Raw genomic sequence first — 23,228 nt, forward strand, 5'->3', positions numbered from 1 at the left:
AATTAGAAGTCAATGATTTTGTTATCACTCCCAACTCGACTTGGCACGAACATGGTGTTGCTGCCGATGGAAAAACGTGCATTTGGCAAGATGGTTTAGATATTCCATTAGTAAATGCTTTAGAGGCTAATGATTATGCTGTTTTAGAAGGCAAACAAGAACTAACAGCTCCGTTGAATTATTCGCCAATTATTTACGGTTGTGCGGGTTTAATTCCAGCCGATACAATTTGGAACAAACCGTATTCGCCTCTTTTCAAATTTTCTTGGAAAAAGGTATATCCAGCTTTATTAGAAACTCAAAAAGTAGCTGAAATAAATCCGTTTGATGGTATTTTTATGCAATACTCAAATCCATTAACAGGCGGACATGTTATGCAAACCATGGGTGCAGCGATGCAATTGCTACCTGCTGGATTTAAAGGAAAAGCACATAAGCATACGGGTTCATTCGTTTACCAATGTGCAAAAGGTAAAGGTTACACTATCATTAACGGAAAACGTTTCGATTGGAAAGAAAGAGATATTTTCTGTGTTCCAAGCTGGACTTGGCACGAACATCACAATCTTTCTGATACAGAAGATGCTTGTTTATTCAATTTTAACGATTTACCTGTAATCGAAGGTTTAGGATTATACCAAGGAAGAGAATACACTGAAAACAACGGACATCAACAAATTCAATAACAAAACAATTTAGGTTAACTTTATAACTTGAAACTTGAAACAAAATTATAATGAAACTACTTACTTATACAACAAAAGATAATAACGAAGCAAGGTTAGGCTTTATTCATCATAATCGTGTAATAGATATGGAAGATTTCGGAAATTTTTCCAATTTCCCACTACCCGATAATATATTGGATTTAATTGATATGGGATTTGAAGTTATTGCAGAAATCACTGAAATGATTAACGAGACTTCGGATGATCAATTTGATGAAATTGCATACGATTTAGATGAAGTTGTTTTTTTAGCCCCAATTCCGAAACCTCGTAAAAACATTATTGGAATTGGTCTAAATTACACCGAGCACGTTGCCGAAAGTGCCAGAACACTTGACACGACTGGAAAGTTACCGCAAAAACCAATTATCTTTTCAAAACCACCTACAACCGTTACAGCTACCAACACAAATGTTTTATTAAACAGAAACTTAACCAATCAGTTAGACTGGGAAGTAGAGCTAGCCGTAATTGTCTCTAAAAAAGGAAAATACGTTCCAAAATCTGAAGCATTGGATTATGTTTTTGGCTATACTGTTATCAATGATATCTCAGCACGAGATTGTCGTCGTGAAGGGCAATGGATTGTTTCCAAAGGGCAAGATACTTTTGCACCTATGGGTCCAATTTTGGTTACTAAAGACGAAATTGAAAATCCACATAATTTAAATTTATCATTAAAAGTAAATGGTGTTGAAAAACAAAATTCAAATACGCAATTTATGTTGTTTAATATCAATGATTTAATTGAAGACTTAAGTACTGTGTTTACATTGGAAGCGGGTGATATCATTGCTACTGGAACACCTGCTGGTGTTGGCGCGGGTAGAAATCCACAAGAATGGCTACACGATGGCGATGTAATTGAAGCAACCGTTGAAGGAATTGGAACAATTACAAATACGGTTAAAGAAATATAGATAGTATTCAGTAAATAGTTTTGAGTGTTCAGTTTTTGAGCAACTTTTAAACTTTTAAACCTTAAACTTTTAAACATGAAATTTAGAATAGGACAAATTGTTCCTTCTTCAAATATTACAATGGAAACGGAAATCCCAGCTATTTTTCGTTCGCGTGAAACCATTTTACCAGAACGCTTTACGTTTCATAGCAGTAGAATGCGCATGAAAAAAGTAACCAAAGAAGAACTGGAAGCAATGGATAAAATGAGTTTAAAATGTGCTCAAGAATTATCTGATGCTCATGTTGATGTTATGGGATATGCTTGTTTGGTTGCCATTATGAGTATGGGGCGTGGTTATCATTGTGTTTCGGAAGTCAATTTACACCAAGAAACGGTAGCGAATGATTTCCCTACTCCAATTGTTACCTCTGCAGGTGCTTTAATTAACGGATTAAACGTTTTAGAGGCGAAACAAATTTCGATTATAACGCCTTATATGCGTCCGTTAACAGATAAAGTAGTCGATTATATTGAACATCAAGGTATTAAAGTAAAAGAAAGCATTGCGCTTGAAATTCCCGATAATTTAGAAGTTGCAGCGCAAAACCCAATGAATTTATTAGAAATCTACAAACAACTGGATTTAACCAATGTTGATGTATTAGTCGCTTCGGCTTGTGTGCAAATGCCTTCTTTAGAAGCTATTGACTTAATTCAAAAAGAATGTGGTATTCCCGTAACTTCAGCTGCGGTTTGTACGACTTATGAAATGATGAAAAAATTAAACATTGAAGCTAAATCAGCTATTGGTGGGGAATTGTTGAGTGGAAAATATTAATTGAAAAAGAGAATTCAATATAAAATTGCGTTTTTACTATTTTTTTTAGGTGGAATTTTTTTATTGAAAATTTTTGGATTGTATTTTGTAATAAGCATTCCGTTTTTATTATTCATATATATAGTAATCATAAAATATTCTAAATAAAAATACTTTTTAGTTTTGTATTAAAACAACCATTTATATACAAAAAATTAACATTACTATAAAGTCATTCTTAATAAAGTAGTTTAAAAAAAATGAATGTATTATTTTTTTAATTAAATTTGCTATATTAACTATAAAACATTTTTATGAAAAAAATTACTTTTCTTTTTTTAACTATGCTATTTTATACATTCGGTATAAATGCACAATGTATTGGTACATATGAGTATGTTGATGTTTCCTCTGTTAACGACGGTTCACTTCAAGTACAAGATGGTTGTAACTGGGGTGGAGATTGGAACAACATTACAGATTTAGTGATTGGCCAAGATTATGAGTTTTCAAGTGAAATTGCTACAGATTATATTACCTTTACAGACGATAGCAATAATATTATTGCTTATGGACAATCGCCTTTAGCCGTACCTGCAATAACGGTTGCAAGTGGACGTTTTCACATTTATGCCGATAACACTTGTACTGGCGATGAAACATGTAGAGAAACTTATATTCAGTGTACAACGTGTACGCCTGCACCAGTTCCCGATTGTGCCGAAACTCCCATAACCCCTGCTGATGGTTCTACAACCGTTCCCGCATTTGATATATTTACATTATCGTGGACGGCTCCTTCTACAGGACCTACGCCTACATCTTATGATATTTATGTAGGTACATTAAGCGATGGAAGCGATATGACGTTGTTTACAAATGTTACAGAAACTTCTATTGAAGTAACCGTAGGTCAAGCTAGTACTACACTGTATTGGATGGTTATTCCTGTAAACGAAACAAGTGAAGCGTCAGGCTGTGCTATTTGGGGCTTTACTACAGATGCTGGTCCAGCAGTTCCACCTAATGATAATGTATGCAACGCAACTGCTTTAACAATGAATACCACTTCGGCTGGAAATGCCTATTATGACATTTATGCAACTAGCGAAACTAACGAAGTAGTAGGCTCTTGTTTTAATGGTGGTATTGATGGTTCTGTATGGTTTTCATTTGTAGCACCAGCTTCTGGTTCGGTACAAATTTCAACTGATGTAGCGGGCGGAACTCATGAAGATACGGAATTGGCTGTATATGAAGCTCCATCTAATTGTGCTGACGCCTCTTCTTTAGGTACAGAACTAGGTTGTAGCCAAGATATTACTGCTAATTATTTATCTACTGTAGAAGTAACAGGATTAACCGAAGGAACTACTTACTATGTACAAATTGATAGATGGGGCGGTTCTGACCCTGGTTATTTTGGAATAAGCATTTATGATTTAGATGTTCTTTCTACAGAAAATATAGCATTAGAAAATGAATCGTTATTTAATTTTTACCCTAACCCAGTAAATAGCATTTTAACTTTAAAAGCAAGTGCTGCTATACAAAATGTTACTGCATATAATATGTTAGGACAAATAGTAATAAATAATAATCCAAATTCAATGGAGAAAGAATTAGATATGTCTATGTTACAAGCTGGTACTTATTTTGTAAAAGTAACGGTAAACAACACTTCTAAAACTATTAAAATTATTAAAGAATAATACGAAAGTTAACTGTAAATAAAAAAGAGATGAACATTTGTTCATCTCTTTTGTTTTGAGGTAATATATAGTGAATAATGAACTATATTTATTGTATTAAAAAAACCTATTGTGCCAACTTTCGCTAGCGGGAACTTCCCAAAAGTCTTGCCACTCTTCTATAGTATTTACTAAATTATTAAAAACTATAGTATTTGCGTTTACAGCCTTTTCCTTTGCCATTTTTTTAAAATCGATAAGTGATTTATGCGCAATAAATTCGCCTTGCTTATAAGTAACATTCATTTTATCCAGCAAATCAATAGCATATTTTTGCTCTAAATTTTGAATAAATTTTACCGAAGCATCAATAGAACAGCCTGTTGCGGCTTGAACATCTTGGTTTACCGCTATAATTAAAAAACGATTGTACTTTATAACAAAAGAAGCCTCTAAAGGTTGACCATGAGCCGACCACTCATGTAAAAATGCTTCTGTTTGTTCAGTTATTTCAAGAACTTCTGTTTCCGAAAGCTTTCGATTGGACTGATATATCCAGATGCGAGCATGAGGCGGTAACGATTCAAAAGGAACATACATATTATAAATCTTTAGCGTTTGCAATCATTTCGGCAATATCGAGAACTTGAATATCATTTTCTTTTTGTTTTGCTTTTGTGCCGTCTGTCATCATGGTATTACAAAACGGACAACCTGTAGCAATAATTTCGGCTTTTGTTTCTAGTGCATCTTCCGTTCGTTCTACATTTATGTCTTTATTTCCTTTTTCGGGTTCTTTAAACATTTGTGCTCCACCAGCTCCACAACACAATCCGTTTGCACGCGAACGTTTCATTTCTACCAATTCTACTTCTAATTTTTCAATTAAATTGCGAGGAGTTTCATACACATTGTTAGCTCGACCTAAATAACACGGATCGTGAAATGTAATTTTTTTACCTTTAAACTGTCCACCTTCAACGGTTATTTTTCCTTCGTCTAAAAGCGATTTCAAAAATTGGGTATGGTGAACTACTTCGTAATTTCCACCTAAACTAGGATATTCGTTTTTTAATGTATTAAAGCAATGTGGACAAGCTGTAACAATTTTTTTTACTTCATAAGCATTTAAAACTTCAATATTTGTCATGGCTTGCATTTGAAATAAGAACTCGTTTCCAGTTCGTTTTGCCGGATCGCCAGTGCAACCTTCTTCGGTTCCTAAAACAGCAAATGAAACATTGGCTCTATTTAAGATTTTTACAAAAGCTTTTGTTATTTTTTTGGCTCTATCATCAAAACTTCCAGCGCAGCCTACCCAAAACAATACTTCGGGTTGCTTACCTTCTGCCATCATTTCGGCCATTGTTGGTACTACTAAATTTTCAGACATGGTGTTAGGTTTAGTAATTAGTATAGTTATTCGTTGTTATGATGCTCGTCGTCAAAAACTTGAATGGTTACTTCTTTTTCTATTAAATCGGTAAATTTTCCTCTATAACGAGTCGCTTTTACCAAATGATTATCAATCCAATGATAATTTCCACCACGTGGTTTACCCATAAGCATACTATGGTATTTAAAACCATGTTTGTTTAACCAAGCTTCGGTAACTTCGCGATGTTCTTCGGTGCGCGAGGTAAAAAAACAGATAATATGTCCTTCATCGTACCATTTATTAAGTGTAGCTAAAGCATCTGGATAAACTTCTGCCGTTGCCATACGTTCTGGTTCTTCATTAGGAATATCATCGCAAATGGTACCGTCTATATCTATTAAATAATTTTTTACGCCATCTGGTAAAATAGGACTTACTTTTTCGCCATTAACTGAAATATCTACTAATTTATTATCTTTCATTTTATTGTTCATTTGCCCAATTCAATCTATCCATTTGGTTGTATTGCCATGGGGCTGCATTATTTTCAATATTAGTCATCATACTGTTTAATTCTGTAGGTGCTGCACTTTGTTCCATTACTAAAAATTGGCGCATTTCCATAATAATAGAAAGTGGACTTATGCTTACAGGGCATTCTTCTACACAAGCATTACACGTGGTACATGCCCATAATTCTTCGGGAGTAATGTAATTGTTTAATAACGTTTTCCCGTCGTCAACAAACTTACCACCATTAGCGTCTATATTTTTACCCACTTCTTCTAGCCTATCGCGTGTATCCATCATAATTTTGCGCGGCGATAGTTTTTTACCTGTTTGATTAGCAGGACAAGACGATGTACAACGACCACATTCGGTACAGGTATAAGCATTTAATAATTGTACCCAATTTAAATCTTGCACATCTGAAGCTCCGAATTTAGCAGGAATAGCTTCAGGATTTTCAGGTGCAGCAAACGGATCGGCATTAGGATCCATCATTAATTTTACTTCTTTTGTAACTGTTTCGTTATTTGGAAAAGCTCCTAACGGATTTAAATTCGCAAAATAAGTATTAGGAAACGCCAAAAGAATATGTAAATGTTTTGAGAAGTATAAATAATTTAAGAAAATAAGAATTCCTGTAATGTGCAACCACCAAGCGGCTCTTTCAATTAGCATTACTAAATTATTACTCATTCCGTCGAAAAGAGTAGCAATGTGCTGCGAAATAGGAAAACTACCTGCTTGATGGTAATGACCAAAACCACCACTAACGTGCTGTAAATGAAAATCGGCGGCGTTCATTATAAGAAACAAACTCATTAGCACCATTTCGAAGTATAATATATAATTTGCATCATTTTTAGGAAAACCTTTCATTTCCGGTTTCCAAAAGCGCTGAATTTTTATTATATTTCTACGAGCCCAGAAAACAAGCACAGCTATTAATACAAGAAAAGCTAAAATTTCGAACGAACCAATTAGAAAATCATAAAATCCGCCTAAGAATCGAAAAATACGATGTGTTCCAAAAAGTCCGTCAATAATAATTTCTAATACTTCGATATTAATTATAATAAAACCTAAATACACTACAATATGTAAAAAACCAGCAATTGGGCGTTTTATCATTTTCGATTGGCCAAGTGCAATCATTGCCATGTTTTTCCATCGTTCTTTTGAATTATCAGAACGATCTATATTTTGACCTAGTTTTATGTTTCGTATTAGTTTTTTGACGTTTCGGGCAAAATAACCAATTCCGATACTAAGAATAACTGCAAATAATATATTAGGTAAAATACTCATATTTGATTAGTTGTTAATTTGTTCGTTTTTTTCGTTTACTTCGGGTGCAACGTAAGGTTTATTTTTCTTTCCAAAAACCGAAACGTTTACATAACGTGTTGGGTGCAAGCGCACATCTTGCAATAACAATTCTAGTTCTTTAGAAGCATTGGTAAAATTAGTGTACATTTCTTCGTCTTTCATTAATTTACCCATTGTACCTTTTCCTTGCTGAATATCGGCCATTAGTTTATCTACATTTGCTAATGTTTTTTGTAAACTTGCTACTGTTTCTTGTATATTGGTCTGCGATAAAGAATCGGACAGTTTAGCAAAATTTGAAGTAGTTTTATCTAAATTGGTTAACGAATTGTCAATTTTTGTTTTGTTATCGGCTAAAAGTAGGTTTAAATTTTTAGATGTTTTACTAAATTCTGCCATTGTTTTGTTAAGTTCGGCTATACTGTTTTGTAAATTAATTTTAGTTTTTTCATCTAAAACCTCATTTACATTGGCAAACAACACATTTGCATTGTCTAATAGTTTTTCTACTTTGTCTTTAACGGGTACAATTTGCTCGGCTAAAGCATCGGTTAAACCTAATTTTGAACTTGCCTTTAAATAATCGCCCGATTCAGCTAATTGCGGATCTTCATCATTAGGAATAATTACAATTTCTTTTCCACCAAGTGGCGAACTTCCTACCAATTCTGCTACACTCGATTTTGAAATAGGATAATTTGACGTAATTGAAATTTCGACAACTACTTTTCTATTTTCTAAAAACTCGTACGAATTTACACGACCAACAGTAACACCTTTAAGCTTTACAGGAGAAGACGATTCTAAACCTTCAACCGAATCGTAAACAGCATATAACTTTTTACTAGTATCGAATAGGTTTTTTCCTTTTAAAAAGTTGTAGCCCCAAACAAATAAGACTAGTGAAAGTATTACTAAAATTGCCGTTTTTATTTCTCGAGATAGTTTCATTTCATTTGATTTTAAATAGTTGTAAAAGAAATAATACGTAGTTCTTATTACAAATTCTATTTTTAACAAAAATAAAACTTTATTTTATTTTAAGGCATCGGCTACGTTAATTTTTACACCATCTTTATACGCTACAATAAAAGCCGACTTGTAACCTTTTGATTTGGCTTCGTTTAAACGTTTTTTAGAAGTTTCATAAGACGATTCTTCTGCGTAAAAATATTTATACAATTTTCCATCTTTCTCTCTTGATATTGTAGATAAACCTTTAAAATTATACGATTTTGGCTCAATTTTTTTTGTACTTGCCGAAATTTGAACTTTAAATACAATATTTTCGGCATTGCTATTCTCTTTATTTAAAGTAGTTTCTTTAGTTGTTTCTGTTTTTTTACTTATTGTTTTTTCAGGTTGTACGGTTTCCGTGTTTGTGGTACTTTCTTGAAAAAACTCTTTTTTGTATTCTAAAATAGCGGCAGCAATTGCTTGCGACATTTCAGTTTTTCCTAGAGATGAATTTAAATATGAACCCTCATTTTTATTTGATAAAAAACCTAATTCTATTAAAACACTTGGCATGTAAGAAGCATCTAAAACCCACAATGGTGCTTGTTTTACACCTCTACTGTTTCGCTTTAGTTCTTTAGCAAATTTTTGTTCAATTTTTGATGCCAAATTAATACTTTGCGACAAATATTCTTCTTGTAAAATTTTTAAACCAATTAAGGATTCTGGCTTATTTGGATCGAAACCGTTATATTTTTCCTTATAATCGTCTTCTAAAAATATTACCGAGTTTTCACTTTTGGCTACTTCTAAATTCATATTGCTTCTAGACATACCCATTACATAAGTTTCGGTTCCAAACGGACCAAAGTTTTTTACAGAATTACAATGAATAGAAACGAATAAATCAGCGTCTTTATCATTAGCATATTCAGAACGTTGCCTAAGAGTCCAAAAAACATCGGTTTTTCGAGTATATAAAACTTCAATATCGCTATATTTTTCTAATTCTTTTCCGACCAACAAAGTTGTTTTTAGCGCAATTTCTTTTTCTACATAGCCGTGATATGAGTTTCCTGGATCGGTTCCACCATGACCCGCATCGAGCACCACTTTAAATTTAGAATTTTGAGAATAAACAACTGTGCTTAAAAGTATTACACTTAAAAGCAACAATTTTTGTAGTTGTTTTTTTAACTTCATAATAGAGTAAGTTATAAGTTATAGCGTTATAATTTTATTAAATAATTATTTTTGCAAAAAAATATATGTAAGTTTGACACTTCAAAAAGTGAGCCATTTTTTACAAAAATAGTATTATTAGTATTGTATAACAAGTTATTTCATATCGTTTTATTAGCAATTTTGCTAACAGTTGCAAGCACTGCGTTCTATGCTCAAGAAATTAGAACTGTAGATAGTTTAAAGCTAAATACTTACACTATTGTAAATCGTGAAGATGCTACACAAAATGATACTGTTGTAAAACAAAAAAACGATTCTATTAAGAAGAAACCCGTTTTAGAAGGAATTGTAAAACGAAAAGCTAAGGATTACGAACGTTTTGATCAAAAGAAAAAGCAACTTACACTTTACAATGAAGCCGAACTGTATTATACTGATATTGAATTAAAATCGGGAATAATTGTACTCGATTACGAAAAAGACGAAGTATATGCTGGTCGTTTAAAAGATAGTTTAGGAAATTACAACCAATATCCTGTTTTTAAACAAGGTAACAATGTTATTGAGCCCGATTCCATTCGTTTCAATTTCAAAACTAAAAAAGCAATGATTTGGAATTCTAGAACGCAACAAGGCGAAATGTACATTAAAGCAGAAGTTTCAAAAAGGGAAAACGATTCTGTTATTTTTTTACGCAATGCACGCATTACCACTTCAAAAAATTTAGACGACCCCGAGTATTATTTTTTAGTTCGAAAAGTAAAATTTGTACCGAAAAAGAAAGTTGTTGCTGGTTTAACCAATATGGTTATTGCTGATGTTCCTACTCCAATTGGTCTTCCGTTTGCCTATTTTCCTATGACCGAAAAAAGCACGTCGGGCTTTATTATTCCTACACCTGGGGAATCGAACAGACAAGGTTATTTTCTCCAAAATGGAGGTTACTATTTTGCTTTAAGCGATTATTACGATTTAGCCGTTTTAGGCGATTATTACACAAATGGAAGTTATGGTTTACGAGTAGAAAGTAGCTACTCGAAACGGTATAAATTTAATGGTCGTGTTAACTTTAGATTTGAAAACAACATACAAGGCGAACGCGGTTTACCCGATTATGTTAAATCGAAACAATACAATATACAATGGAGCCATAGCCAAGATGCAAAAGCAGCGGCAAACTCACGTTTCTCGGCATCGGTAAACTTAGGTAGTAGTCAATATTACCGAAACTCGGTTAATTTAAACAACGTAAGTTCGAGTTTAAATAATAATATGAGTTCGTCTATTAATTATTCTAAAACCTTTCCAACTGTTCCGCAAGTAAATTTTTCGGTAACAGCTACACACAATCAAAACACGAATACCGAACAAATTAACATGACCTTACCTACGCTGCAAGCTAGTGTAGATAGAATATTTCCGTTTGCAAAAGAAGGCGAAACCAAAAAAGGAATACTAAAAAACATCAATCTTCAGTATAATTTAAGAGGCGAAAATAGAATTGCAACCTACGATTCGTTATTTTTTAAACCTCAAATGTTTCGCGATGCTAAAACAGGAATACAGCATACTATACCTTTAAGTACTAATTTTAAAATAGCAAAATATTTTAATGTAAACCTTGGTGCAAATTATAACGAAGTTTGGGCGCTTAAAACCACAGATAAATACTACAGTAATATAGAAAACCGAGTAATAACGGAAGATGTAAATGGTTTTGATGCTTACAGAACTTATAATTTTAATACCAGTTTAGGAACTACACTATACGGAACATTTAATTTTGGAGAAGATAAAAAATTTCAAGCACTACGACACGTAATTTCGCCAAGTGTTAGCTACAATTATAACCCAAGTTTTGACCAGTATTACGACACTTATGCAATTGATGCAACAGGAAATACATTAGCCGATTTTTCTCGATTCGAAAATACTGTTTTTGGTGTTCCAAACAAAAATTTAGCGCAAAACGTAGGATTTTCGGTAAAAAACACTTTTGAAGGTAAGTTTACAGACGACGAAAATAATACCGACGAGCCTAAAAAGAAAGAGCTTTTACTGTTAAACCTAAGTACAAGTTACAATATAGTTGCCGATTCGCTTAAATGGGGCGGTGTTACGCTAAATGGCGGAACAAAGCTGCTAAAAGATAAAATGAATGTAAACTTTGCCGCCCGATTAGATCCTTATGCAATTGATAATGCAGGAAGAAGAATAGATGTTTTTAATATTGATAATGGCGGTAGTTTATTTAGAATGACGAGTGCCAATTTAACTATTAACTACTCCTTTACGAGCTCTGATTTTAGTAACGATAAATCATCTAAAAGCGATCAAACAGCTATGAATGGTGGTAGAACCGATGATTTATTTGGAACTGGAACCGATTTAAGCGATAACCGCAAAAGTATGTTTAACAAAGATAAAGACGAAGACAATACTAAAAACAATTCGGAGTGGTATATGACCAAACTGCCTTGGGATTTTCGTTTTGCTTATTCGGTTACGTATAACAATTCTAACAGACAAAGCGAAATAAGTTCACAATCGTTAATGGGTTCTGGAAATATAGAACTAGCGCCGCGCTGGAAAGTAGGTTTTTCTTCGGGTTACGATTTTAAAAATAAAGGCATAACCTTTACGCAACTTCGTTTTGAACGCGATTTAGAAAGTTGGCGAATGAGCTTTAACTGGGTGCCTGTTGGCACAAACAAATATTGGGGCTTTTTTATTGGAATAAGCTCTTCTATGTTAAGCGATATTAAGTGGGAAGAACGCCAATTACCAGACAAAGTTTTTAGATAAAAAATACCAAATGAAAAAAATAATTTTTACCGATAAAGCACCAGCACCCATTGGCCCTTATAGTCAAGCGGTTTTAGTAGAAAATACTTTGTACACTTCTGGACAAATTGCTATAAACCCAGCAAACGGAGAATTGGTTCTACACGATATTGAAGCCGAAACTCAGCAAGTTATGGAAAACATGAAAGCAGTTCTTAATGCAGCAGAAATGAATTTTGAACACGTTATTAAAGCTACAATATTTATTAGTGATATGAATAATTTTTCTAAAATTAATGGCGTTTATGCACAGTATTTTAATGAAAATGAAGCACCTGCTAGAGAAACTGTAGAAGTGGCTTGTTTACCAAAAAATGTAAACGTAGAAATTTCGATGATTGCTGTTAAAACCTATTAAATATTGATAAAAGTTATTAAACGACGTCACTTCGAGTAATTTTTCGTAGTAAAGCGAAGAAAAATTTTATCGAGAAGCATTAAATTGTAAGTTCTCGATACATTTCTTAGATAAATTTGCATAAAATTTATCTAAGAAATACTCGAACTTACGAAATAAACAAATAAAATTTTCTAAATGCACTACGGGTAAATATTATATTTTTTTAAAGTACATCGCTTTTACAATACCATCAGAAAGACCAATTTTTGGCACATATATTTGGCGAGCACCACTCCATTTCATTGCGTTTAAGTAAATACGCGTTGCAGGAATAATAACATCGGCTCTATCGGGGTTTAAACCAAGCTCGGCAACTCTTTCATCATAAGTCATAGCGCTTAATTTTTGAAATTGCGAATTAACATATACATATGAAAGTGGTTTGCTTTGGTTTTTTTCGGACATTTTAAACAATTTGTTAATATTTCCGCCCGATCCTATTAAAGTAATATCGTCATACGGTGCTACGGTTTGTTTAATCCATTTTTCAATTTCGGTCCAAACGATATCGGAAACCATATTATTAAGCAAACGAACTGTTCCGTTTTTAAACGATTTTGAAGTAACAATTTTACCTTCATAAAACAGCGAAAACTCGGTACTACCGCCACCTACATCTACATATAAATAGGTTTTATCAGAGTTTATAAATTGTTTCAAATCAGACGAAGCTATTATAGCAGCTTCTTTTTTACCATCAATAATATCAATTTTTATATCGGCTTTCTTTTTAATTAGCGCTACAATTTCGTTGCCATTATAAGCTTCGCGCATTGCCGAAGTAGCACACGCCCTGTATTGTTCTACTTTATGAACTTTCATTAATAAATTAAACGCTTTCATTGCATCTACCATTCGGGCAATATTTTCTTCTGAAATTTCGCCAATAGTAAAGGCATCTTGCCCCAAACGAATAGGAACTCGCACTAATGAACTTTTGTTAAATTGTGTAGGTTTTCCTTTTTGCTCAACAATATTAGTTATTAGCAATCGCATGGCATTTGAACCAATATCAATTGCTGCATATTTTTTTATTGTAATCATATTATTGTTTTTCGGCGTTTATATTTAATTTATTAAGATAGTATTTGTATAATTCTTTTTGTGCTCTAAATACTTCTCCATCTGATTTTCGATATACATTTTTTAAATCGTTTGAATGAAAGCGTGCTTTTACATTGGCTTTCCAACCGATTTCGAAAGTATCTAATAATTCTTGTTTTACGCTATTGTCGTAAATAGGACACGTAACTTCTACCCTAGCATCTAAATTTCGTGTCATAAAATCGGCAGAAGAAATAAACACTTCAGGATTATTGTTGTTGCAAAAAATATAAATTCGAGAATGTTCTAAATACCTATCTACAACACTAATTGCTTCAATGTTTTCACTCATTCCTTTTACACCTGGTATTAAACAGCAAATCCCTCTAATTATTAGTTGAATTTTTACACCAGCGTTACTTGCTTCGTATAGTTTATCTATCATTTTAAAATCAGACAAACTATTCATTTTCAATTTTATAAAGGCATTTTTACCACTTTTTGCATTTGCAATTTCTTTATCAATTAATTTTACAAATTTACTTCGTGTGTAATGTGGCGAAACAAACAAATGCTTGTAACGATGCACTTTGTAGTTTACTTCGAAAAATTCGAAAACTTTACTTACATCTTTTAATATTTTGTTGTTTGAAGTAAATAAAGTATTATCGGTATAAATTTTTGCTGTATTTTCATTGAAATTACCGGTAGAAATAAAGCCGTAGCGTTTAATTTTATCGTTTTCCATTCGTTCTATAACGCATATTTTGCTATGCACTTTTAAACCTTTTACACCAAAAATGAGCTCAATTCCTTCGGTTTGCATTTGCTGGGCATACGAAATATTACTTTCTTCGTCGAAGCGAGCTTGCAATTCAATTTGAACCACTACTTTTTTTCCATTTTTAGCCGCATTAATAAGCGAACTTACAATTTGTGAGTTTTTTGCCAAGCGGTATAGTGTAATTTTTATAGAAAAAACTTTAGGGTCTAACGCTGCTTCACGTAAAAATTTTATAACGTACGAAAACGACTGGTAAGGAGCACTTAACAAATAATCTTTTTCTTTTATTTTATCGAGAATACTACCTTCTAAACTTAACCCTGGAACAGGTAACGGAACGTTTTCTTTATACAACAAATTGTAATTTCCTAGATTTGGAAAATCCATATAATCGCGTCTATTATGGTAGCGTCCGCCTGGAATTATACTGTCTGACGAGTTTATTTTTAATTTATTAAGTAAAAAATGTAGTGTATCTTTTTCTATACTTTGATCGTAAACAAAACGAACGGGCTCGCCTACTCTACGTTCTTTAACACTATCTGAAATTTTATCGATTAAACTTTTACTTAAATCGCTATCGAAATCGAGTTCGGCATCGCGCGTTATTTTAATCATGTGTGCCGAAATACGTTCGTAATTGAAAATATTGAATAGTTGATGAATATTAAATCGAATAACATCATCTAAAAGAATAATATATTTTTTTTCATTTGCAGAAGGTAATACTACAAAGCGATTAATCGTATTAGGAATTTCTACAATAGCATATTTTACTTCGCTTCCTTTCTTTTTATTTTTTTCGGATATACCGTTAGGTTTCATTACTAATTTAATAGCCAAATAACCTGATGTATCTTTTAATAAAGGAAATTTTTCTAAATCGTTTAGCATAATGGTTACCACAGCGGGGCTAACCTTTTGAATAAAAAAATCGTGTAAAAAAACTTCTTGTTCTTTAGAAAGTTCGGTTTCGTTTACAATATAAATATTCTCTTGTTCTAATTTTTGTTCGATTTCGCTTAATATTCGTAAACTTTCAGATTGTTGCGCAATTACAATTTCTGTAATTTCTTTTAAGAGATTTTCGGCTGAAATTCCGCCTAATAATTGTGTAGCATCTACTTTTTCGGTTAACATTCTGCGAATAGCTGCATAACGAACTCTAAAAAATTCGTCTAAATTATTGGAAAAAATTCCTAAGAATCGTAATCTGTCTAATAATGGAACGGCTTCGTCTGCAGCTTCTTGTAGTACTCTAGCGTTAAATGATAACCAGCTTTTTTCTCTATCTATATATTGGTTTTTATTCCTTTCAATTTGATTCATGTTTAAAATGACTTGGAAAAATAGTTTCAACAATTGTTCCTTTTTTTAAATGTTCCCAATTATTTGTATCGAATTGTAATTTTACAACGCCTGTTGTAGGAACATTTTCTAAAAAAAAGTCTCCAAATTTATTAACAAAATTTGTAATAGCATTGTTATGACCAAAAAGAATTAAATTGTCGTATTTATTTTCACAATTTTTAACACTATGTTCAAGTTGTGTTTCATCGAACGTATAAAGTTCATTTTTAAATTGTATGTTTTCTAATAAAAAATCGAGGTTTTGAGAAAACAACAAAGCCGACTCTTTTGTTCGTCTTGCTACGCTAGACCAAACTATAAAAGTTTTAGGCAAAATGGCATTTATTTTAGAAAAAATTAAGTGAGCATCGGCAATACCACGTACCGAAAGTGGTCTGTCAATATCGTTTAATGGCGATTCCCAACTAGATTTTGAATGACGAATTAAAATTAAAGTCTTCATAGATTTAGAATATGAAGACTAATTTAACTAATTTATTTTGAAATATCTTACAAAATTATATTTTTTTTACTCATACATTGCTTGGCGCTGTTCTTTAATTTTTGGATCATCTAAATATTCATCAAAAGTCATATAACGATCGATAACGCCTTTTGGTGTAATTTCTAATATGCGATTTCCAACAGTTTGCGCAAACTCATGATCGTGCGTAGTTAATAAAATGGTTCCTTTAAAATTCTTTAATGAATTATTAAAAGCCGTAATCGATTCTAAGTCTAAGTGATTGGTTGGTTCATCAAGCATTAATACATTGGCGCGCATCATCATCATACGCGAAGTCATACAACGCATTTTTTCGCCACCCGAAAGCACATTACATTTTTTTAAGGCTTCTTCTCCAGAGAATATCATTTTACCTAAAAATCCTCTAATGTTTACCTCTTCACGTTCTTCTTCTGTTTTTGCCCATTGGCGTAACCAATCTACTAAGTTTAAATCGACACCATCAAAATATTTATGATTTTCTACTGGTAAATACGATTGTGTAGTCGTAATTCCCCATTCAAATTTTCCGCTATCGGGTTGTTTATTACCGCTTAACACTTCATAAAATGCAGACGTAGCTCGTGAATCTTTAGAGAAAACTACAATTTTATCGCCTTTAGCAACATTTAAATCTACATTTTTAAATAATACTTCACCATCAATTGAAGCACTTAACCCTTGAATATTTAAAATTTGATCGCCTGCTTCACGATCTTGTTCAAAAATAATCGCTGGATAACGTCGGCTTGAAGGTTTAATATCATCAACTTTAAGTTTTTCCAACATTTTTTTACGTGAAGTTGCTTGTTTTGATTTGGCAACGTTAGCACTAAAACGACGGATAAATTCTTCTAATTCAGCTTTTTTCTCTTCGGCTTTTTTGTTTTGTTGTGCACGCTGACGAGCTGCTAATTGCGACGATTCGTACCAAAACGTATAGTTTCCAGAAAAATGATTAATTTTTCCAAAATCGATATCAGAAATATGCGTACAAACAGCGTCTAAAAAGTGACGGTCGTGCGATACCACTAAAACGGTATTTTCGTAGTTTGCCAAAAAGTTTTCAAGCCAGCCAATGGTTTCAAAATCCAAATCGTTGGTAGGCTCATCCATAATTAACACATCAGGATTTCCAAAAAGTGCTTGTGCCAATAACACACGAACTTTTAATTTACCATCCATTTCACCCATTAAGGTATAATGAAACTCATCACCAATTCCTAAATTAGATAATAAAGTTGCCGCATCACTTTCTGCATTCCAACCGTTCATTTCATCGAATTGAATTTGCAATTCTCCTATTCTATCTGCATTTTCATCAGTATAATCTAAGTACAACGCGTCCATTTCAGCTTTTACAGCGTGCAATACTTTGTTCCCCATCATTACCGTATCTAAAACCGTATGTTCATCAAACAAGTTGTGATTTTGGTTTAATACCGACATTCTTTTACCAGGTTCTAAAATTACTTGTCCCGATGTTGGGTCAATATCACCTGCTAATATTTTTAAGAAAGTAGATTTTCCGGCACCATTTGCACCAATAATTCCGTAACAATTCCCTTGTGTGAAGGTAACATTTACTTCATCAAATAATATTCGTTTACCAAACTGAACTGATAAATTTGAAACTGATAGCATTTTTATTCTTTTTTAAAAAACTGGTGCAAAAGTAAGCATTCAAGTTTAGTTTTTATCATTATAAACTGCTTTTTATTCTATTTTTATAGTTTCTTTTACTTGCAAAAAAAATTATACACAATTTTTAGGTTTATTTTAACGCACTATTAACAAGGGTGTTGCATATTTCCCTATATTTTTGTTGTGAAATTAATGGTAAAATATGGTAAAACATTACTTTTTAAAAATATTTTCAGGTGTAATTATTTCTTTTGGATTATTTTTTTCTTGTAAAAAAATATTTGAACAAAATAATTATGTTGCGTATTTTGGCGGAGAGGTAATTAATCCGCAGAGCAACGAAATTTTATTTTACAAAAATGGTAATGTAATAGACACCATATTTTTAGATAAAAACAATCGTTTTTTTCATAAATTCGATTCTCTAGCTCCTGGTTTATATACATTTAAAAATGCTCCAGAATACCAGTATATTTATTTTGAAAAGAATGATAGTTTAATGATTCGTTTCAATTCATTAGACTTTGATAATTCTTTGGCTTTTTGTGGTCGCGGCGATGAAAAAAACAATTTTTTAATTGATTTATATTTAAAAAACGAAAACGATAAAAGCACTTTTTATAAGTATGTTGATGCCGATTTTAATACCTTTTCAAAAGCAATTGACTCAATGTACAACGATAGAATTTTAGAATACAATAACCATAAAAAAGATGTTTCATGGAGTGATGGTTTTGATAGTGTAGCAAAAGCAAGTATCGATTTTAATTATTTTTCGAGAAAAGAAATGTATCCAATAATTCATCAGTTTAAAACGAATGAAAATATTTATGAAAAATTACCAAAAAATTATTACGATTATCGAAAAAACATCGATTTTAACGTAACCGAGTTTTCTAATTTTTCGCCATTCATAAAATATACTACCGCTTATTTAAACAATCTTTCCTACGTAAAAAGTAATTTTAAGCGAAACGATGATAATTCGTTAGAAAATAATTTATTTAAATTAAACTGCGCCGATTCAATATTTACAAACGCCATAAATAAAAATGTAGTACTTAATAATATTGCTTTAATGTATTTATTTGAAGAGCAAAATATGTACAATAATAAGCAATTTATATCTCGATATTTAGCTTTATCTACTGACGAAGAAAAACAAAAAGAAATAAAAGAAATAGTTGATGCTATTCAAAATTTAAAAATTGGCAATGAACTTCCTGAAATTTCTTTAATTGACTTTAAAAACAATTCTACAAGTTTAAAAAACATTATTAAAAATAAAAAAACGGTTTTTTTCTTTTGGACAACTCAAGCCGAAACACACCTATTGTCGGTTCATACAAAAATTGACAATTTACGCAAAAAATATCCTACCATTAATTTTATAGGTATTAACCTTGCCGATAGTGATGAAAAATGGCGTAAAACCATAACAAAAAATAATTTTAATCGAAACTTTGAGTTTAAAGCTACTGATTTTGAACAAATTAAAAACGACTGGGTTATAACGAAAGTACATCGCGTAATTGTTGTAAACCCAGATGAAACTATTAAAAACGGATTTACCAATTTATATTTACCTAATTTCGAAAAAGAAATATTAGATTAATATTACAGTTTTTCTTGCAAAGCCGAAATTTCATCGCGTAATTTTGCAGCTTGCATAAAATCTAAATCTTTAGCCGCTTTTTCCATGGCTTTTCGTTTTTCACGAATGCGTTTTTCTATTTCAGGTTTAGCCAAATATTCCGTTTCAGGTTCGGCAGCTTTTGGTGTTTCGTAATGAAAGCTTGAAATTGGGCTTTTTGTTAACGGATTTTCAATTGATTTATTCAATGCTTTTGGAACTAAATTATGCTCTTTATTATAATTCATTTGTTTTTCCCTGCGGTAATTGGTTTCGTCAATTGTGCGCTGCATGGAATTGGTAATTTTATCGGCATACATAATGGCTTTACCATTTACATTTCGTGCGGCACGACCAACGGTTTGTGTTAGCGAACGATGACTGCGTAAAAAACCTTCTTTGTCGGCATCTAAAATGGCTACTAATGAAACTTCGGGTAAGTCTAAACCTTCACGTAATAAATTTACGCCAATTAAAACATCAAATAATCCTTTGCGCAAATCTTGCATGATTTCGACTCTTTCTAGCGTATCAATATCGCTGTGAATATAGCGACAGCGAATAGCCACTTTTGCCAAATATTTAGCTAATTCTTCTGCCATTCGTTTGGTAAGTGTTGTAACCAAAACACGTTCGTCAACTTCTACTCGTTGTTGAATTTCTTCAATTAAATCGTCAATTTGATTGGCACTTGGCCGTATTTCAATAATGGGATCTAGCAAACCCGTTGGTCGAATAACTTGCTCTACATAAATTCCTTCCGATTTTTTTAATTCGTAATCAGCTGGCGTAGCCGAAACATATAATACTTGATTTTGTAAACTTTCGAATTCTTCAAATTTTAACGGACGATTATCCATAGCGGCAGGAAGGCGAAAGCCATATTCTACCAAATTTTCTTTTCTGCTTCTATCGCCGCCATACATAGCGTGTACTTGCGAAATGGTTACGTGACTTTCATCAACGACCATTAAATAATCGTTGGGGAAATAATCGAGTAAACAGAAAGGTCGTGTTCCGGGTGCTCTACCATCTAAATAGCGAGAATAATTTTCAATACCCGAACAATAGCCCAATTCACGAATCATTTCTAAATCAAAATTGGTGCGTTCTTCCAATCGTTTGGCTTCGAGATGTTTACCAATTTCTTTAAAATAATCGACTTGTTTAACCAAATCTTGCTGAATTTCCCAAATGGCTTTTTGCAGCACGTCGGGCGAAGTTACAAACATATTAGCAGGATAAATAGTTAAGCGTTCGTAGCGTTCAATAACTTTTGCCGTTTTACTATCAAACACTTCAATTTCTTCAATTTCATCGCCAAAAAAGTGAATGCGAAACGGATCATCAGCGTAGCTAGGGAAAATTTCAACAATATCGCCTTTTACTCGAAAAGTACCTGGAAGAAAATCGGCTTCGGTGCGGGCATATAAGCTTTGAACTAAGCTGTGTAATAACTTAGTTCGTGAAATAATTTGACTACGTTCAATTGCTATTACATTTTTTTGAAATTCTACAGGATTTCCGATACCGTATAAACACGAAACAGAAGCAACCACTAAAATATCTCTTCGACCAGATAGCAAGGAAGAAGTAGTACTGAGACGCATTTTTTCTAATTCATCATTTATGGATAAATCTTTTTCAATGTAGGTTCCTGTAACAGGAATATATGCTTCGGGTTGGTAATAATCGTAGTAAGAAACAAAATATTCTACGGCATTATTAGGAAAAAACTGTTTGAATTCGGAATATAATTGCGCCGCTAATGTTTTATTATGAGCCAGAACTAAAGTAGGTCGTTGCACTTCTTGTACCACATTGGCAACGGTAAAGGTTTTACCTGAACCTGTAACACCAAGAAGTGTTTGGAATTTTTCATCATTTATAATTCCATTTGCAAGTTTTTTAATGGCCTGTGGTTGGTCGCCTGTGGGTTGATATGCTGAATTGAGTTGGAATTTCATTGATTAAATTGCAAAGTTTGAAAGTTGTAAAGTTACAAAGTTAATCCCAACATTCCATTAAAAGTAAATCGCCGTTTTTGTATTCTATTTTTACGATACCGTCTTCAGTTACATGATTACTACTACCAGTGCGAATTCCTATTGTTAAATCTTCGTTTTGTAATGGATAAAAAAGATTTTCAGTGCTAATTTCTGTTGCTTTTCCAACAGGAATTAATGAAAGAGTAGTATTTTTTGGATACCATTTTTCATACTTTTTGGGTAAAACAAATATTTTAGAATGATCATCGAGAATTACAATTTTTAATTTTTCTTTATAACTAACAATATTAGTAATATTAGTTATGGTATGATCGGCGCGTTTGCCAGTTGCCCAAATTACATTCACAGCTTTGTGACCTCGTTCAATTAAAAAATCGAAAGCCTTTTCTAAATCGGTTTTATCTTGATTGGGCGTATGAACTATTTCTAAAGGAAATTGTTGTTTAAGATATTTTTCTGGCTCAAAATTTCGGTCAAAATCGCCCAATAAAACATCTACTTTTATACCTAAATCTAAAACACGTTCAATAGCTGAGTCTAAAACCACAACAAATGGCGACCATTCTAACAATTGTCCCATTAATTCCATATTGCATGAAGCACCGTTAGCAATAATTAACGCTGGTTCTTGGTCGTCGCGAACAATATGGTGTGATGACATTGGGATTAAAAAGTTAAAAGTTTCCGTTTTCCTTTGCTTATTCTACCAAATACTCAACAGCATCAATTTCAGCTAAATGAAAATAGCCTAATGCAAAATTATCGGTATTTGTTTGATTGATTATATTACCTCTAAGAGTTCCTGTAGGTGTTGCAAACGGGTTAGAATCGCTTGATGCTATAGGAACCAATTTGTTCATATAATCGTAAAAGCCATACGACATACTTTGAACACTTAAAAGCAACGTAATTCCAGGTTCCGTTTCGCTACTAGCATAATATCCAAAAAGTTGTTGCCCTTGCGAAAATTCATCGTCTAAAATACCAAATTCTGGAACTTGCTTATTAGGGTTTATAACGCCCATTAGGTAATAATCGGTAGTAGTGGCATTGTCTTGAAAAAAGTATTTTATTTGAATGGTTTCATCACCAAAAGTATCAATAGTATTTTGTTCGATATTTACAATACTTGGTGTGGCTAATAAAGTATTTGTTGCGGTATAAACTTCATTTTTATACAATACTTCTAAAACGTATGTTTCGTTTATAGTAGGAATAAAATTGGTACAAATATAATTTTCTGTTGTTCCTTGTTGTGTGAATTCGAAAACTTCATTAGTACTGTTAGTTATAGTAACTACAGCGCCAGAAGCTGGTAAAACAGTACTCGAATAAAAATCGTTAGTTAAACTCAATTTTATAAGTTGTTCATTACCTAATGTTCCTTTTTGCCAACGGATAACGGCATCTATTACTAATCGTGGTTCGGCTTCATCTAACGCAACGTCAACTACTTTTTCGCAAGAAAAACCCAAAAAAGCCAACAGAAACAAAATTAAATATTTTATATTTTTCATCA

General features: G+C 32.5%; 20 protein-coding genes. 7 read left to right on the plus strand and 13 right to left on the minus strand.

What is annotated here, in order from left to right; translation table 11 throughout:
- The 4 genes from R2808_RS07960 to R2808_RS07975 all read left to right on the plus strand — a co-directional run.
- Positions 1–686: cupin domain-containing protein (locus tag R2808_RS07960; protein ID WP_371270431.1), on the plus strand; the 686-nt coding region annotated here is incomplete at its 5' end.
- A gap of 50 nt (positions 687–736) precedes the next feature.
- On the plus strand, positions 737–1,648 hold the full coding sequence (locus R2808_RS07965; RefSeq protein ID WP_371270432.1) for a fumarylacetoacetate hydrolase family protein: 912 nt from the start codon (positions 737–739) through the stop codon (positions 1,646–1,648).
- A gap of 75 nt (positions 1,649–1,723) precedes the next feature.
- Positions 1,724–2,470, plus strand: a complete 747-nt coding sequence (locus R2808_RS07970; protein ID WP_371270433.1) for an Asp/Glu racemase — start codon at positions 1,724–1,726, stop codon at positions 2,468–2,470.
- Positions 2,471–2,763: 293 nt separating this feature from the next.
- Positions 2,764–4,161, plus strand: a complete 1,398-nt coding sequence (locus tag R2808_RS07975) for a T9SS type A sorting domain-containing protein (RefSeq protein ID WP_371270434.1) — start codon at positions 2,764–2,766, stop codon at positions 4,159–4,161.
- A 96-nt stretch (positions 4,162–4,257) separates the two neighbouring features.
- Here R2808_RS07975 and R2808_RS07980 read toward each other — a convergent pair whose 3' ends face one another.
- The 6 genes from R2808_RS07980 to R2808_RS08005 all read right to left on the minus strand — a co-directional run bounded on the left by R2808_RS07980 (position 4,258) and on the right by R2808_RS08005 (position 9,514).
- On the minus strand, positions 4,258–4,740 hold the full coding sequence (locus R2808_RS07980; protein WP_371270435.1) for an ABC transporter ATPase: 483 nt from the start codon (positions 4,738–4,740) through the stop codon (positions 4,258–4,260).
- A 1-nt stretch (position 4,741) separates the two neighbouring features.
- Positions 4,742–5,533, minus strand: a complete 792-nt coding sequence (locus R2808_RS07985; RefSeq protein WP_371270436.1) for a (Fe-S)-binding protein — start codon at positions 5,531–5,533, stop codon at positions 4,742–4,744.
- A 26-nt stretch (positions 5,534–5,559) separates the two neighbouring features.
- Positions 5,560–6,000 (minus strand): phosphoheptose isomerase, encoded by a 441-nt coding sequence (locus tag R2808_RS07990; protein WP_371270437.1) that lies wholly within the window; start codon positions 5,998–6,000, stop codon positions 5,560–5,562.
- Between the two features lies 1 nt (position 6,001).
- Positions 6,002–7,333 (minus strand): 4Fe-4S dicluster domain-containing protein, encoded by a 1,332-nt coding sequence (locus R2808_RS07995; protein ID WP_371270438.1) that lies wholly within the window; start codon positions 7,331–7,333, stop codon positions 6,002–6,004.
- Positions 7,334–7,339: 6 nt separating this feature from the next.
- Positions 7,340–8,305, minus strand: coding sequence for an MlaD family protein (locus R2808_RS08000; protein WP_371270439.1), 966 nt, complete (start codon positions 8,303–8,305; stop codon positions 7,340–7,342).
- 84 nt (positions 8,306–8,389) lie between these two features.
- Entirely contained in the window at positions 8,390–9,514 is a 1,125-nt protein-coding gene (locus R2808_RS08005) for an N-acetylmuramoyl-L-alanine amidase (RefSeq protein ID WP_371270440.1), read from the minus strand.
- Between the two features lie 162 nt (positions 9,515–9,676).
- Here R2808_RS08005 and R2808_RS08010 point away from each other — a divergent pair, with 162 nt between their 5' ends.
- Both R2808_RS08010 and R2808_RS08015 read left to right on the plus strand, forming a co-directional pair.
- Positions 9,677–12,301, plus strand: a complete 2,625-nt coding sequence (locus R2808_RS08010) for a putative LPS assembly protein LptD (protein WP_371270475.1) — start codon at positions 9,677–9,679, stop codon at positions 12,299–12,301.
- A 10-nt stretch (positions 12,302–12,311) separates the two neighbouring features.
- On the plus strand, positions 12,312–12,698 hold the full coding sequence (locus tag R2808_RS08015; RefSeq protein ID WP_371270441.1) for a RidA family protein: 387 nt from the start codon (positions 12,312–12,314) through the stop codon (positions 12,696–12,698).
- A 195-nt stretch (positions 12,699–12,893) separates the two neighbouring features.
- On the opposite strand, the gene R2808_RS08020 is transcribed toward R2808_RS08015, so the two are convergent.
- From R2808_RS08020 to R2808_RS08035, 4 genes are all read right to left on the minus strand, one after another.
- A complete protein-coding gene (locus tag R2808_RS08020; protein ID WP_371270442.1) occupies positions 12,894–13,784 on the minus strand; it encodes a Ppx/GppA phosphatase family protein in 891 nt (296 codons plus the stop codon).
- A gap of 1 nt (position 13,785) precedes the next feature.
- Positions 13,786–15,897 (minus strand): polyphosphate kinase 1, encoded by a 2,112-nt coding sequence (gene ppk1 / locus R2808_RS08025; protein WP_371270443.1) that lies wholly within the window; start codon positions 15,895–15,897, stop codon positions 13,786–13,788.
- Positions 15,884–16,381, minus strand: a complete 498-nt coding sequence (locus tag R2808_RS08030) for a histidine phosphatase family protein (protein WP_371270444.1) — start codon at positions 16,379–16,381, stop codon at positions 15,884–15,886. Before R2808_RS08030 ends, ppk1 begins: the two co-directional genes overlap by 14 nt.
- 66 nt (positions 16,382–16,447) lie before the next feature.
- Positions 16,448–18,067, minus strand: a complete 1,620-nt coding sequence (locus R2808_RS08035) for an ABC-F family ATP-binding cassette domain-containing protein (RefSeq protein ID WP_371270445.1) — start codon at positions 18,065–18,067, stop codon at positions 16,448–16,450.
- A 202-nt stretch (positions 18,068–18,269) separates the two neighbouring features.
- Between R2808_RS08035 and R2808_RS08040 the strand changes: the two genes are divergently transcribed.
- The gene (locus R2808_RS08040; RefSeq protein ID WP_371270446.1) at positions 18,270–19,682 is read left to right on the plus strand and encodes a TlpA family protein disulfide reductase; all 1,413 of its coding nucleotides are present in this window, start codon (positions 18,270–18,272) and stop codon (positions 19,680–19,682) included.
- A gap of 2 nt (positions 19,683–19,684) precedes the next feature.
- Here the strand turns inward: R2808_RS08040 and uvrB are convergent, their stop codons facing one another.
- The 3 genes from uvrB to R2808_RS08055 are packed head-to-tail and all read right to left on the minus strand — an operon-like array spanning position 19,685 to position 23,226.
- On the minus strand, positions 19,685–21,667 hold the full coding sequence (uvrB, locus tag R2808_RS08045) for an excinuclease ABC subunit UvrB (RefSeq protein WP_371270447.1): 1,983 nt from the start codon (positions 21,665–21,667) through the stop codon (positions 19,685–19,687).
- Positions 21,668–21,707: 40 nt separating this feature from the next.
- The gene (locus R2808_RS08050) at positions 21,708–22,370 is read right to left on the minus strand and encodes a thiamine diphosphokinase (RefSeq protein ID WP_371270448.1); all 663 of its coding nucleotides are present in this window, start codon (positions 22,368–22,370) and stop codon (positions 21,708–21,710) included.
- Positions 22,371–22,407: 37 nt separating this feature from the next.
- A complete protein-coding gene (locus R2808_RS08055) occupies positions 22,408–23,226 on the minus strand; it encodes a DUF4249 family protein (RefSeq protein ID WP_371270449.1) in 819 nt (272 codons plus the stop codon).
- Positions 23,227–23,228 lie beyond the last annotated feature (2 nt).

The sequence above is a fragment of the Flavobacterium sp. genome (genome assembly GCF_041392005.1).
Taxonomy (GTDB): domain Bacteria; phylum Bacteroidota; class Bacteroidia; order Flavobacteriales; family Flavobacteriaceae; genus Flavobacterium.

Coding starts and splice junctions, on each gene's coding strand:
- R2808_RS07965 (WP_371270432.1), top strand. CDS start 737: ATGAAACTACTTACTTATACAACAAAAGATAATAACGAAGCAAGGTTA.
- R2808_RS07970 (WP_371270433.1), top strand. CDS start 1,724: ATGAAATTTAGAATAGGACAAATTGTTCCTTCTTCAAATATTACAATG.
- R2808_RS07975 (WP_371270434.1), top strand. CDS start 2,764: ATGAAAAAAATTACTTTTCTTTTTTTAACTATGCTATTTTATACATTC.
- R2808_RS07980 (WP_371270435.1), bottom strand. CDS start 4,740: ATGTATGTTCCTTTTGAATCGTTACCGCCTCATGCTCGCATCTGGATA.
- R2808_RS07985 (WP_371270436.1), bottom strand. CDS start 5,533: ATGTCTGAAAATTTAGTAGTACCAACAATGGCCGAAATGATGGCAGAA.
- R2808_RS07990 (WP_371270437.1), bottom strand. CDS start 6,000: ATGAAAGATAATAAATTAGTAGATATTTCAGTTAATGGCGAAAAAGTA.
- R2808_RS07995 (WP_371270438.1), bottom strand. CDS start 7,333: ATGAGTATTTTACCTAATATATTATTTGCAGTTATTCTTAGTATCGGA.
- R2808_RS08000 (WP_371270439.1), bottom strand. CDS start 8,305: ATGAAACTATCTCGAGAAATAAAAACGGCAATTTTAGTAATACTTTCA.
- R2808_RS08005 (WP_371270440.1), bottom strand. CDS start 9,514: ATGAAGTTAAAAAAACAACTACAAAAATTGTTGCTTTTAAGTGTAATA.
- R2808_RS08015 (WP_371270441.1), top strand. CDS start 12,312: ATGAAAAAAATAATTTTTACCGATAAAGCACCAGCACCCATTGGCCCT.
- R2808_RS08020 (WP_371270442.1), bottom strand. CDS start 13,784: ATGATTACAATAAAAAAATATGCAGCAATTGATATTGGTTCAAATGCC.
- ppk1 (WP_371270443.1), bottom strand. CDS start 15,897: ATGAATCAAATTGAAAGGAATAAAAACCAATATATAGATAGAGAAAAA.
- R2808_RS08030 (WP_371270444.1), bottom strand. CDS start 16,381: ATGAAGACTTTAATTTTAATTCGTCATTCAAAATCTAGTTGGGAATCG.
- R2808_RS08035 (WP_371270445.1), bottom strand. CDS start 18,067: ATGCTATCAGTTTCAAATTTATCAGTTCAGTTTGGTAAACGAATATTA.
- R2808_RS08040 (WP_371270446.1), top strand. CDS start 18,270: ATGGTAAAACATTACTTTTTAAAAATATTTTCAGGTGTAATTATTTCT.
- uvrB (WP_371270447.1), bottom strand. CDS start 21,667: ATGAAATTCCAACTCAATTCAGCATATCAACCCACAGGCGACCAACCA.
- R2808_RS08050 (WP_371270448.1), bottom strand. CDS start 22,370: ATGTCATCACACCATATTGTTCGCGACGACCAAGAACCAGCGTTAATT.
- R2808_RS08055 (WP_371270449.1), bottom strand. CDS start 23,226: ATGAAAAATATAAAATATTTAATTTTGTTTCTGTTGGCTTTTTTGGGT.